At 60.7% G+C, this 13047-nt stretch carries 10 protein-coding genes; 7 read left to right on the top strand and 3 right to left on the bottom strand.

Translation table 11 applies throughout. The features are described from left to right. Positions 1–63: 63 nt before the first annotated feature. Positions 64–2013, bottom strand: a complete 1950-nt coding sequence (locus EM6_RS06555; RefSeq protein ID WP_126421206.1) for a sialate O-acetylesterase — start codon at positions 2011–2013, stop codon at positions 64–66. 313 nt (positions 2014–2326) lie between these two features. Between EM6_RS06555 and EM6_RS06550 the strand changes: the two genes are divergently transcribed. The 6 genes from EM6_RS06550 to xylE all read left to right on the top strand — a co-directional run bounded on the left by EM6_RS06550 (position 2327) and on the right by xylE (position 10280). After that, the gene (locus EM6_RS06550) at positions 2327–3388 is read left to right on the top strand and encodes a LacI family DNA-binding transcriptional regulator (protein WP_126421204.1); all 1062 of its coding nucleotides are present in this window, start codon (positions 2327–2329) and stop codon (positions 3386–3388) included. 227 nt (positions 3389–3615) lie between these two features. After that, on the top strand, positions 3616–4791 hold the full coding sequence (locus tag EM6_RS06545) for a fumarylacetoacetate hydrolase family protein (RefSeq protein ID WP_126421202.1): 1176 nt from the start codon (positions 3616–3618) through the stop codon (positions 4789–4791). 87 nt (positions 4792–4878) lie between these two features. Beyond that, positions 4879–5628: an SDR family NAD(P)-dependent oxidoreductase gene (locus EM6_RS06540; RefSeq protein ID WP_126421200.1), complete on the top strand. Its 750-nt coding sequence runs from the start codon at positions 4879–4881 to the stop codon at positions 5626–5628. Positions 5629–5683: 55 nt separating this feature from the next. Beyond that, the gene (locus EM6_RS06535; protein WP_126421198.1) at positions 5684–6595 is read left to right on the top strand and encodes an SMP-30/gluconolactonase/LRE family protein; all 912 of its coding nucleotides are present in this window, start codon (positions 5684–5686) and stop codon (positions 6593–6595) included. Positions 6596–6604: 9 nt separating this feature from the next. Next, on the top strand, positions 6605–8389 hold the full coding sequence (locus tag EM6_RS06530) for an IlvD/Edd family dehydratase (RefSeq protein ID WP_126421196.1): 1785 nt from the start codon (positions 6605–6607) through the stop codon (positions 8387–8389). Positions 8390–8849: 460 nt separating this feature from the next. Next, positions 8850–10280, top strand: coding sequence for a D-xylose transporter XylE (gene xylE, locus EM6_RS06525; protein ID WP_232037008.1), 1431 nt, complete (start codon positions 8850–8852; stop codon positions 10278–10280). Between the two features lie 421 nt (positions 10281–10701). Here the strand turns inward: xylE and EM6_RS06520 are convergent, their stop codons facing one another. After that, entirely contained in the window at positions 10702–11193 is a 492-nt protein-coding gene (locus EM6_RS06520) for a DUF805 domain-containing protein (protein ID WP_172961151.1), read from the bottom strand. Positions 11194–12066: 873 nt separating this feature from the next. Between EM6_RS06520 and EM6_RS17335 the strand changes: the two genes are divergently transcribed. Continuing rightward, positions 12067–12204, top strand: a complete 138-nt coding sequence (locus EM6_RS17335; RefSeq protein WP_172961150.1) for a hypothetical protein — start codon at positions 12067–12069, stop codon at positions 12202–12204. 647 nt (positions 12205–12851) lie between these two features. Here the strand turns inward: EM6_RS17335 and EM6_RS06515 are convergent. Next, positions 12852–13046 (bottom strand): helix-turn-helix transcriptional regulator, encoded by a 195-nt coding sequence (locus EM6_RS06515; protein ID WP_172961149.1) that lies wholly within the window; start codon positions 13044–13046, stop codon positions 12852–12854. Between the last annotated feature and the right edge of the window lies 1 nt (position 13047).

Here is a 13047-nt window from a genome sequence, read left to right as displayed (position 1 = left end):
TCCTTTTGCGGAGAAAGCGGGTATTCAACGGCCGGATGCAGTCAGCCTCTTCGGCCGTTGGTGTTATGGGATGTCGATCTGGAACGGGGCGACCGGCAGGTCGCTGGCGTTGTAGAGATTGACGTAGGGCGAGTCGGCCCAGCCATAGCGGACCTGCTTCGCCGTCGCCGCCCCTTTCAGCACCACCGCATCGCCTTCGACCGTCGCACTGACATAGCGGCAGGCACCGTCGCAGGCTTCAAAACCGATGGCCTGATCCGACGAATAGGTGAGGAGCTTGCCGCCCGTGTCGCGGAACCGGATTACCACATCCGCGCCGCGGCGCGTGGCCGAGACGGGTTCGGGCGACAGGGCGACCGCTTCGCCATAGGCGGCCTTGCGCATCCCCAGTGCCACGCGCTCACCCACCACCTTTTTCTGTGTCGGATGGATGTCGGTGCGGTCGCCCACATCGAGGCTGACGGCCAGAGCGGTCTTCGCGTCGGCCTTGACGCTGAGGCGCTGGGATTCGCGTAAGGCCGCCCATTGCGACGGGGCCGGGCCGTTCACCACCGGCCCGAAATTGGCCAGTTGCACGACAACGACGGGAAGATCGGGTTGCCGGAAGCTGGCGCGCCAGTCGGCGAATAAAGCGGGCAGCAAACGGCTGTATTCCCTGGCATTGCTGGCATTGGATTCGCCCTGATACCAGGCCACACCCTTGAGCGTGTAGGGCGCGATCGGCGCGATCATACCGTTATACAGGGTCGCCAGCCCGGAGGTGGGCAGCCACGGTGTGGTCGGCACATCGCTAAGGGCCGACATAGGCGTGGAAATCTTGTATTTCCATTTTTCCGGAATTTGAATAATTTTGCCATCGCTGAGGTAAAGACCGCGCGGTTTGGGGTCGCCCCACAGGCCGCCACCGCCGCCCGTATCGACGGCGCGCAGGGCTATGACATTGCGCCCGGCTTTTAGCACGCCCTTAGGGATGTCATAGCGGCGCGGCGTGTTCCACCCTTCGCCTGAGCCTATGACCTGACCATTGAGGAAGGTGGTATCGGCATCGTCCACCGCCCCCAGCACCAGCGTGGTGGCCGATCTGGCCTGCGCGGCGGTCAGGGTGATCTCGCTGCGATACCACACCACGCCGTCAAAGCCCGCAAGGGCCGGGTCGCCCGACTCTTCCCAGAAGCGCGTCGTGTCCATGATCTTCCAGTCGCGGTCGTCATAGGCCACGTTTGCCCACTGGCGCTTTTCGGCCGCCTGCGGTTCGTGGGTATCCCACCAGGCTTGCGTCACCTTCTGCCAGCCCTTTTGCGCCGCCTGCGGGTCGCGGGCATAGAGTTTCAGGGTCTCAAGGCCGGTATCATAGCTTTTGAGCTGATGCAGGGTCGATTGGCTCAGCCACGACTGGATCATGGTGCCGCCCCACGACGAATGGATCATGCCGATGGGCACACCGGTCTTCGCCGCCAGCGCTTTCGACATGTAGTAGCAGACGGCGGAGGTATCGCCGGTCGTTTCGGGTCCGACCGCGCGCCACGCCGGTGATTTCGGCAGGTCGCTCAGCGGGCCGGCGGGCTGCGCGTCCTTTTCGACCGTGACGAAGCGGATGCGGTCATTGGCCGAGTTGAGGATCTCGTTATAGGCATTGGTGGCGTATTTGGTGGTGAATTCCATGTTCGATTGCCCCGAACACAGGAACACGTCGCCCACCAGAACGTCCTTCAGCGTCGCACCACCCGACAGGCTTAGCTCGTAAGGTCCGCCTGCGGGCAGGGGGGCCAGGGTCGCCTCCCAGCGGCCTGAAGCGTCAGCCGTTGCGGTCGCCGTCTGACCGGCGATGCGCAGGGTGACCGTTTCGCCCTTATCGGCAAAGCCCCACACCCGCACCGGGGCCTCTCTTTGCAACACAGCGTGGTCACCGAAGATGGCGGCAAAGCGCGGCGCGGCCTCAGCCGTCAGAGGGGACGTCAGGGGCAGCGTCAGGGCCAGCAGACCGGCGGTCAGGCGCAGGGATGTCAGTTTCATCGGGCGGTCTCCACTGGATTCTTGCTGAAAATTATTACCATGACTCGGGCGTCGGTCACTGCGATCGAGTCGCCATCACCTGTCAGAGTCGGGGCGGTCATCTGGCTGTCTTCCCTGTTCGCCTCGCTTCTGTTTTGCGGTCGAGGTCGTCGATCAGGCTTATGACAGCGCTTACTTTTTTTCAAGTGACAATTTATTTTGCCAATAAAAACAAAGCGCCTGTCCCTCTTTACCTTTGCCGCTTTAGCGTGCGACACTTGTACGATTGTATCCGATTCAGCGTCCTGGGGCGCGGCACTCAAGGGGTAAAGCATTGGCGCGTAAGGTCAGTCGTCGCGGCGGCAACATCGTCACCATCCATGATGTGGCCCGGCACGTCGGCGTGTCGCCGATGACCGTGTCGCGCGTCATCAATGGTGAGAAGAACGTCCGCGAAGAGACGCGCAAAAAGGTGGCCGAAGCTATCGAAGCGCTGAACTATTCGCCGAATATGGCGGCGCGCTCTCTGGCCTCTCAGGATTCGTCGCGCATCGCCCTGATCTATTCCAACCCCTCCATGTCTTTCCTGTCGGAACTGCTGCTGGGCATACTGCACCAGAGCTCGCAAAGCGGCTGTCAGTTGATCATCGAAAGCTGCGAAGGCCCCGAAGGCGTGGCCGATGTGTTGGACAAGCTGAAATCGCTGGGCGTCGATGGCGTGGTCCTGCCGCCGCCTCTGTCGGATTCCACCCGCGTGGCCAAGGCCCTGCGCGAGATGGGCCTGCCGTTTGTCGGTGTGGCGACGTCGCGCCCGTCGCCGGATGCGGCCAGCGTCTCCATCGACGATTTCAAGGCGGCCTTCGCCATGACGCAGCGCCTGATCGCGCTGGGCCACCGCCGTATCGGCTTTATCAAGGGCAACCCCAACTCCTATTACAGCCAGTTGCGGCATGAGGGCTACATCGCGGCCCTCACCAAGGCCGGGCTGACGCCGGAAGACAAGCTGATCGGGCAGGGTTATTTCACCTATCGCTCGGGCTTCGATGCCGCCGAAAGCCTGCTGATGCGCGATGAGCGCCCGACGGCGCTGTTTGCCTCCAACGACGATATGGCCGCCGGTGCGGTGGCTTCGGCTCACCGGCTGGGCCTCGATGTGCCCAGAGATGTGACCATTGTGGGCTTTGACGATACGTCCATGGCCTCGTCCGTGTGGCCGGAACTGACCACCGTGCGTCAGCCGATTTCCGACATGGCGTCGCTGGGGCTGAAGATGCTGCTGGAGCAGATTCGCACGCGCCGTTCGGGTCAGCCCTATGCACCCGTGCATGAAATCCGCGACTTCGCGATCATTGAGCGGCAGTCCTCTTCGGCACCGGGCGAAGACGCGACGGACTGAGGGCCGAAAAATGTAACCCGAAGGGTGTCGCCTCTTGACAAGTGACTACTTCTGCTGGAAATGGTAGCGGTATCATAACAGCTTAACCGCGTAACCACGGTTGCGCGCGAGGCCGTGTGGAAAAAAATACAAAAAAGTCCGGTGGTTAGTGGCCGGACGCTACAGGTTGAGCAGAGTCCCTTCTTTCCGGCTGTCCGGACGATTCGTAAAAGCAAAGGTGCGTCACCATGACCGATTTCCTCCCCGCCGCCATGCTTCCGGTAGATTGGCGTGAGGCCACGCTGGTGGGCCGCATCCTTCTGCCCGAAGGCCCGACCCCGGTTCTGGTCAAGGGGGGCGAGGTGTTCGACATGAGCGCGGTGGCCCCGACCGTGGCGCAGCTTCTGGCGAACTGGCCGGAAAAGGGCGTCCCCGCTGGCGGCAAGAGCCTTGGCAAGCTGGAAGACTTTGCCTTCCAGAAGGCGTGGGAAGGGAAATCGACCCTGCTGTCGCCCATCGACCTTCAGGTGGTCAAGGCGGCGGGCGTCACCTTTGCCGTGTCGGCGGTCGAGCGCGTCATCGAAGAACGCGCGCGCGGCGATTATAACAAGGCGCAGGCCATTCGCGATGATCTGGCCGCCCGCGTCGGCGGCGATATCCGCTCGGTCGTGCCGGGGACCGAAGCGGCGGCCAAGTTGAAAGAGGCGCTGATCGCCGACGGCCTGTGGTCGCAATATCTCGAAGTCGCCATCGGTCCTGACGCCGAAGTCTTCACCAAATCGCCGGTCCTGTCGTCGGTGGGCTGGGGCGAAGAGGTCGGCGTGCGCTCCGACTCGACATGGAACAACCCTGAGCCCGAAGTGGTGATGGTCGTCGATCCGAAGGGTCGCGCGCTGGGGGCGACGCTCGGTAACGACGTCAATCTGCGCTGCTTCGAAGGCCGCTCGGCGCTCCTGCTGGGCAAGGCCAAGGACAACAACGCCTCGTGCGCGCTGGGGCCGTTCATTCGCCTGTTCGACGAAGGCTTCACGATTGAGGATGTGCGTTCCGCCGTGCTCGATCTGCGCATCGACGGGCCGGAAGGCTATGTGCTGGAAGGCCGTTCCTCGATGGATCAGATCAGCCGTGATCCGCTGGAGCTGATCCGTCAGGCGCTGAGCGAGCACCACTATCCCGACGGTTTCGTCCTGATGCTGGGCACGCTGTTTGCCCCGACGCAGGACCGCGACACGCCGGGTCGCGGCTTCACGCACAAGGTCGGCGACATCGTCACCGTCACTTCGCCAAAGCTCGGTACGCTGGAAAACCGCGTCACCACCTCAAAAGACGCACGCGCCTGGACCTTTGGTATCGTCGCCCTGATGCAGAACCTCGTCTCGCGGGGTCTGCTGAAGGTCGAAACGGCCAAGGCCGATGCGGCCTAGATGTAATTAAACGTGCATCCTTTATAAGAAACGCAGAAACCGTTTCCGGGTGCCCCTTGGTGTTTGTTTGTAGAAAGTTCTGAAGACATGTCGTCTGCCATCTATCCGAGCCTGAAAGGGCGTAAGGTTCTCATCACCGGCGGGGGGTCGGGTATCGGCGGAGGGCTGGTCAAGGCCTTCGTCAATCAAGGGGCGAAGGTGCACTTCATCGACCTGGTCGATGAAGTCTCCGCCACCATTGACACCGGTGTTCTGGGCGTCGCGCCTGTGTTTCATCAGTGCGATCTGACCGATACGCCGGCGCTGGAAAAGGTGCTGGCCACCATTCAGGCGGACGGTCCGGTGACCATCCTACTCAACAATGCGGCGCGCGACGACCGTCATTCGCTGGCGGAAATCACGTCGGAATTTTTCGACAAGAATATCGGCGTCAACCTCAAGCATATGCTGATGGTTACCCGCGCCATTGCGCCGGGCATGAAGGCGGCGGGCGGCGGGGCCATCATCAATTTCGGCTCGATCTCTTGGCACCTCGGTCTGCCCGACCTGACGCTCTATGAAACGGCCAAGGCCGGTATCGAAGGCATGACGCGCGCTCTGGCCCGCGAACTGGGCCGCGACAATATCCGCGTCACCACCATCATCCCCGGCAATGTCAAAACGCCGCGCCAGATGAAGTGGTACACGCCCGAAGGCGAGCGTCAGATCGTCGAAGCCCAGTGCCTCGATGGCCGTATCGAGCCGCAGCACGTGGCCTCTCTGGCCCTGTTCCTCGCTTCTGACGACGCGGCCCTGTGCACCGGCCACGGCTACTGGATCGACGCCGGTTGGCGATAAGCGAATTCACCTCCCCTGCAAGCCCAAGGGCTTGCAGGGGAGGCGGGAGATACAGATGACCCAGCTCTTCCACCCCACCTGTGTTCTCGACCTCAAGGCCACGCTGGGCGAAGGGCCCGTATGGTCGGCGCGCGATCACGCCCTGTGGTTCGTCGATATCAAACAAAAGCGCGTCCACCGCTATGATCCCGACATCGGTTCGCATCAGTCCTTCCTCGCCCCGTCCGAGCCGGGCTTCCTCGCTCCCAAAACACGCGGCGGCTTTGTCGTCGGCTGCAAGACGGGCCTCTACGATTTCGCCCCCAAAACCGGCACCTTTACCCTGCTGAGCCATGTTGAACCGGGCCTGCCGACCAACCGTCTCAATGACGGCTTTGTCGATGCCAAGGGCCGCCTGTGGTTCGGCTCGATGGACGATGATGAGGAAAAGCCCACCGGTCGCCTCTACCGCTACGATGCGCGAGGTCTGAAAGTTATGGACGACGACTATGTCATCACCAATGGCCCGGCGGTCAGCCCCGACGGTAAGACCCTCTATCACAACGACACGCTGAAAAAGCACATCTATGCCTTCGATCTCGACGACCACGGCGACATCCATAACAAGCGCCTGTTCGCGCAACTGGACGCCATGGGCAAAATCGGGGGCAAAACCGGCGCGCACGGCGAAGGCTATATGGACGGCCCGATCGTCGATAGCCAGGGTCAGGTGTGGGTCGGGCTGTTCTTCGGCTGGGGCGTGCATGTCTATGCGCCGGATGGGACTCTGATCCGCAAGGTCGATCTACCGGTGTCGAACGTCACGAAGATCGCCTTTGGCGGCCGCGACCTGAAAACCGTCTATGCGACGACCGCCGCCAAGGGCTTGAGCGCCGATGATCTGAAATCGCAGCCGCTGGCGGGTGGTCTGTTCAACTTCCGCAGCGACGTAGCGGGTCAGCCGCAAAACGAAATAAACTTCCTCTGAGGGCAATCCATGAGCCGTAAACCCGCGACCCCCAATGGCCGTTTCCGTTCGCAGGAATGGTTCGAAGCCCCCGGCCATATCGACATGGCGGCGCTCTATCTGGAGCGCTTCATGAACTATGGCATCACGCCGCAGGAACTGCGGTCGGGGCGGCCCATTATCGGTATCGCGCAATCGGGGTCGGACCTCAGCCCGTGCAACCGCATCCACCTCGATCTGGCCCAGCGCGTGCGCGAAGGCATCCGCGATGCGGGCGGCATCTGCATGGAATTTCCCTGCCACCCCATCTTTGAAAACTGTCGCCGTCCGACGGCTGCCGTCGATCGCAACCTCAGCTTCATGACGCTGGTGGAAATCCTGCACGGCTATCCGCTCGATGCGGTGGTGCTGACGACCGGATGCGACAAGACCACGCCGGCGGGCATTATGGCCGCCACGGCCGTTGATATTCCGGCCATTGTGCTGTCGGGCGGGCCGATGCTGGATGGCTGGCACGACGGCGATCTGGTCGGTTCCGGCACCGTCATCTGGCGCTCACGCCGCAAGCTGGCCGCCGGTGAAATCACCGAAGACGAATTCCTCGAAGCCGCCTGTGCCTCGGCCCCGTCGGCGGGGCATTGCAACACCATGGGCACAGCCTCGACCATGAATGCCGTGGCCGAAACACTGGGCCTGTCGCTGCCCGGCTGCTCGGCCATTCCGGCACCCTATCGGGAGCGTGGGCAGATGGCCTATGAGACGGGCCGCCGCATCGTCGAAATGGCCTATGAGGACCTTAAACCCTCAAAAATCCTGACCAAGGCCTCTTTCCTCAACGCCATTGCGGCGGTGGCGGCGCTGGGTGGTTCGACCAATGCCCAGCCGCACATCGTGGCCATGGCGCGCCACGCCGGGGTCGAGCTGACGCCGGAAGACTGGATGGCGGCCTATGACATCCCGCTGATCCTCAACATGCAGCCGGCGGGCAAGTATCTGGGTGAGCGTTTCCACCGCGCGGGCGGCGTCCCGGCTATCCATGTCGAGCTGTTGAAGGCCGGGATGCTGGACGGCACGGCGGCGACGATTACCGGCAAGACGATTGCCGAAAATGTCGAAGGCCGCGAAACCCGCGACCGCGAAATGATCCGCACCGTGGCCGAGCCGCTGATGGAGCGGGCGGGCTTCCTGGTGCTCAAGGGCAATCTGTTCGACTTCGCCATCATGAAGACGAGCGTGATTTCGCCCGAATTCCGTCAGCGCTACCTGTCCGAACCCGGCCGCGAAGGCGTGTTCGAAGGCCGCGCCATCGTCTTTGATGGCTCGACCGGCTATCACGAGCGCATCAACGACCCGGCGCTGAATATTGACGCGCACTGTATTCTGGTCATCCGTGGCTCCGGCCCGGTCGGCTGGCCGGGGTCGGCCGAAGTGGTCAATATGCAGCCGCCCGACGCGCTGTTGAAAAAGGGCATCACCTCGCTGCCAACCATCGGCGACGGGCGTCAGTCGGGGACGGCGGATTCGCCTTCCATCCTCAACGCCTCGCCCGAAAGCGCGGTGGGTGGCGGGCTGGCCTGGCTGCGCACTGGCGATACCATCCGCATCGACATCAATACGGGGGCCTGCGACATGCTGGTCTCCGCCGAAGAGATCGAAAAGCGCAAGGCCGACGGTGTCCCGGCCTATCCGGAGTCCATGACCATGTGGCAGGAAATCTATCGCCAGACCGTGGGGCAACTGCACACGGGCGCGGTGATGGAACCGGCGCTGAAATACACGAAGATTGCCGACAAGATGCCGCGGCATAACCACTGATCATGATGTTTTGATAAAACATCATGATCAGGATTTCTGCTTGCCCCTCGCCGGGCGGTGGCTCGCGCCACCTTGGCCGCCGCCTCAATGGCGGCTTGAGCGGAATGATTCCAAGAGAAATCATTCCGCTATAACCGCAACCTCCTCCCTGTTGCTGCGCAACAGGGAGGAGGGATGTTGCGCAGCATTTTTGCGGTAGAATTCGGCCCAAGCATGGTAGCGCTATCAGCTTTTTGCTTGCCAGACTGAAAATTTAAGGCACATTAACTACGCCCGCGGCGCGGTGCGCCAAGACCCTGTCTCACTTTTTGAGAGAGCGGCCTTTACGAGTCGCTGCGCGCGGTTCAGTTTCATTACGCCTATCCGCCACACCCGACCACCAACGATACACAGGGACCAGAGAGCGGAAGGCGTCACACGTCTGCAATCCTTCGATTGCACTCAGGGAAGGGAAAATTGAATGTCCTCATCACTTGGAAAAGTGAATATGGGGCTGGTCATGGGGCTCGCCATCGGCGCGGCTCTGGGCGGCCTCCTGTTCGGCTACGACACCGCCGTGATTTCCGGCGCCGAAGAAGCCATCGTCCATAACTTCGTCACGCCGCGTACCGACCTCACCGAGGTGGCGCGCAACTCTCTGGCCGGTACGGCCATTGGCATTGCACTTCTGGGCTGCGTGCTGGGCTCGCTGATCGCCGGGCCGCTGTCCACCTCGCTTGGCCGTCGCGCCGGGATGCTGATTGCCGCGTTTCTGTTCTTCGCCTCGTCGATCCTGTCGGGCTATCCGGAACTGGGTCTGGCACCGATCGGGGGGCTGGGGGTTGAGGGCCTGACGCCGTTCATGATCTACCGCTTTATCGGCGGGGTCGCCATCGGCATGGCGTCGCTGATTTCGCCGCTGTACATCGCAGAAATCGCCCCGGCGAAGCAGCGTGGCCTGCTGATTACCTTTCAGCAAATCGCCATCGTCGGCGGTATGCTGCTGGTCTATTTCGTCAATCTGAAGATCGCCGAATCCGGCACGGACGAGTGGGTGCTTTCGACCGGCTGGCGCTACATGCTGGCTTCGGCGGGTATTCCGGCGGCCCTGTTCTTCCTGGCGGCCTTCCTGATGCCCGACACGCCGCGCTGGTACGTGATGAAGCAGAAGGAAGACAAGGCGCGCAAGCTGCTCAGCGAGTTGAACGACCCGCAGGAAGCGCAGGCGACCATGGACGAAATCCGCGGCTCGCTCAGCGAACATTCGGGCAAGCTGTTCTCGTTCGGCGTCGGTGTCGTCGTGGTCGGTGTGCTGCTGTCGGTGTTCCAGCAGTTCGTCGGTATCAATGCCGTGCTCTATTACGCGCCGCTGATGTTCAAGAATATCGGGTCGGGCACCGATCAGGCCCTGTTCCAGACCGTGCTGGTCGGTGCGGCCAATGTGGTGTTCACGCTGGTGGCGACCTTCACCGTCGATCACTGGGGCCGCAAGCCGCTGCTGATCCTCGGCGCTCTGGTCATGGCCGTGTCGATGGCCGCGCTCGGCATCCTGTTCCAGCAGAAGCAGGAAGGCACGCTGCTGCTGTACGCCGCTATGCTGTACATCGCCGGTTTCGCCCTGTCGTGGGGCCCGGTCGTGTGGGTGCTGCTGGCCGAAATGTTCCCCAACTCCATCAAGGGCAAGGCCATGGCCATCGCCGTGGCGGCCCAGTGGATTTCGAACTACATCGTCACCTGGTCATTCAAGGTGATTGATGGCGACAGCACGCTGAACGCCACCTTCAACCACGGCCTCAACTACTACATCTATGCGGCCTTCTCGGTGCTGGCAGCGGTCTTCGTGTGGAAGTTCGTGCCGGAAACCAAGGGCCGGACCCTTGAGGCGATTGAAAGCCTGTGGAAGAAGTCGTAAACTCTCAAACGACACAGTAAAGGACGGCGGAGCTGCGATCAGTCTCCGTCGTTTCTTCTTTTTGTAAATAAAATCAATTATATAGACCTCATCTAGCCTGCGCTGTGTGACAGTTTGTGTGACAGTTTTTGTGTCGCCTCACGGGCTGGGTACACCGCTTCAAGCTCGGTACGGGCGCTCGAACCGCCCTCAGATTCGGCTCGCTGCATCTGGATGCGGATGCGATTCCTTGCCTCGCGGCATAAAAGTCTTCGGAAAAAGCTGCCAGAACGCTCTAGGCGGGCAAAATGGTCCGACGGTACTCAACCATCAAAAATCACGCCGATCACCGTCAGCGTGCGTCCCTGAGTCACGGCACAGCAAGCCTGTCGCTGACCGGAAGGGTACTATCTCAGCGCTCTGCTAAGTACGCTTTACAAGGTCATATGTACCGGGCGGGGATATGAGCATCGCCACCCTCTGTTGTACCTTGAGCTTTAGGGTCAGGTCCATATTGGTTGTCGCCAACCGTGCCCGGCAGAATGATGGTCTGGATAAATGACCATATAAGGCCTACCACCGGCAGCAACTCAATGAGAACCCAGTACCCGGACTTGTCTCGGTCATGCCAGCGTTTAACCGCCAAAGCGAGGCGCACCCACGCTATTGCGCCGAAGCACGCATAACCGATGGTCATCTTTAGCCATCCGGGTGCAACGGCCAGAGGCGCTAAGAGCCTGTCAAGGATGCGACCTAAGTACGCATAGAAGTCGTGATAGCCCGTGCTCAGGATGCGCAGGAGGCTGGATAGTTTGTCAACCTGTGCAAGTTCCGGGGCGGTGATGCAGCACACTAGTATGAATAGTGCGAGATTGAACAGACAGTAGTCTCTGCGCCGAACCCGGCCCTGAAAGCTAAACAGGAACTCTATCATCACATCCCCCATATCTGACTGTGAAGATGATCGGCTTCATGAGTGAGAAAGTCAACTTTGACTCGTTGGGGAGAGGTGTGCCGCCCGCGTTAGATCGTCGGCCTGACACCTATGCCCCGTGGCGACTCACCTGATGGTCACAGGCGGGCAAACTGCTCCGGCGGTACATCGCCACCTAAAACCTCCCGACCGCCGCCAGCGAGCTTCCCTGAGTCACGGCGACGGTGTTTGGAGCGGGCGAGCGGTAATCACGCCCTGCTCGATCAAATCGGCATGTATCCGGAGCTTGCGGGCACGTTCGCAATGAACCTGGCCTGTGCTTCCCAGCTCTTTCTGACGTGAGGCCATAGCGTCATGAACCACGGCGAGAAACCGGAGCCGAAAGGCTTCATCTTGAGGGGTGCGCTTCAATTTGGCTCCGGGGTCATCAGTGGAGGCGACCATAATTCAAAGGAAGAGAGGTTAAGCCCGCGCGTTCATATGCCAGTGCCATGTCCAGAGCCCCGCCGCATTTCGGGCTGTGACAGGTCAGGAGCGTCTCCAAGTCGCCGACAGTGACCCTGCCGAGGCGAGGCCCGCGAACCATAAGCCCGACGGACTCTGTTCGAGACTTGCCGCATGTGCGACAGGTGCAGCGTAACCGGGATGATGGCGGGAGGTCTTCTAACTTCGTCCTTTTTAACCACTGACCTTCAAGAGCGGACACAAGGCGTTCGAGTTCGGTGGGCTGTTGCATCTGACTTCTCCGTGAGTGTTCTTAATTTGTTCTCATTGATTGACAGAGTCAATCTGGAGTGACGCGCTGCGGCGTTAACGTTCTGTGGACAAATTCGCGCCAGTGTGGGTAACCTGCCAACCTGTCCGGGGGAGGTCATGAAGCGGCAACAGCTCAAAATCGCAGGTTATGTCGTGTTGCTGGTGCTTGGCGGTCTGTTGCCGCTGGTTTCGCAGCCAAATCCGTCATGGCTATTGCTACTGCCTGCCACCTATCTGCTGTGGCGCTGGGGGTAGCTTCTGTCCGGATGTCCACCACCGACGGCGCGACGATCCTGTTGAGTCGCGGTCGAGGGGTAAGAGAACCGAAAAACGTGCGGCGCAGGAAAGAGACTTTCAGCGGCGCAAAGGGGCTGGTCTGTGCCTACACCGTGGGTCCTTATGCCGTCGCACCTGACTTGTTTTGTATGGGTTGCGCGCCCTCTAAGACCCGTCCCCAGCCAGCAAAAACTGGAAATGGGGGCCAGGCGGTAAGCTGTAGTCAGATATTGTAAGAACTGACAATTATTAAACGTATGTGGTAAAATCGTTCGCTATTGTTCGCTATTGTACGGTTTCAGGCTTCCGGAGCCATCGCTGGGGTGAGAGGGACGCTGTAGCGGGTCGCGACCTTATCGCATTCTGACCCCGGAACCTTCTAAGCGGCTGCGGTGATCGTGGCTGTCACCACCGACAGGCCGAGCATCATATTCATGCGAGCCTTATATAAGGGAGGTGACCTATTTCCCAGTCCCCACATAAGGCAACCGGGTGACAGGGCAGTCGAGACGTCTAAGACCTCGGTTATTCCAGAGACACGATTGATCGTCATGGTCCCGGTGAAGGGTGGGAGGGAATACCGTCCGTTTATCGAGCGGCATTCCCTGTCTGTTTTATGATGTGTCTTAGTGCTTGATCTTCTGTGCGTCCATCCAAGCTGTGAGGTCGTTCTTATCGAAGAGGACCCGTCCGCCTACCTTGATCTTGATTGGTCCCTTTCCTTGCTTATCGAACTTGTAGAGGCTTTGTGTGGAGAGGTTTGTGAAGCGTGCGGCTTGTTTGGCGTTCAGGTATTGAGAGGTGATCGTTTCGTTGTTCATT

The organism is Asticcacaulis excentricus (assembly GCF_003966695.1).
Taxonomy (GTDB): domain Bacteria; phylum Pseudomonadota; class Alphaproteobacteria; order Caulobacterales; family Caulobacteraceae; genus Asticcacaulis; species Asticcacaulis excentricus_A.
The sequence above is the reverse complement of the archived record's forward strand: the minus strand, read 5'-3'. Positions and strand labels throughout refer to the sequence as shown.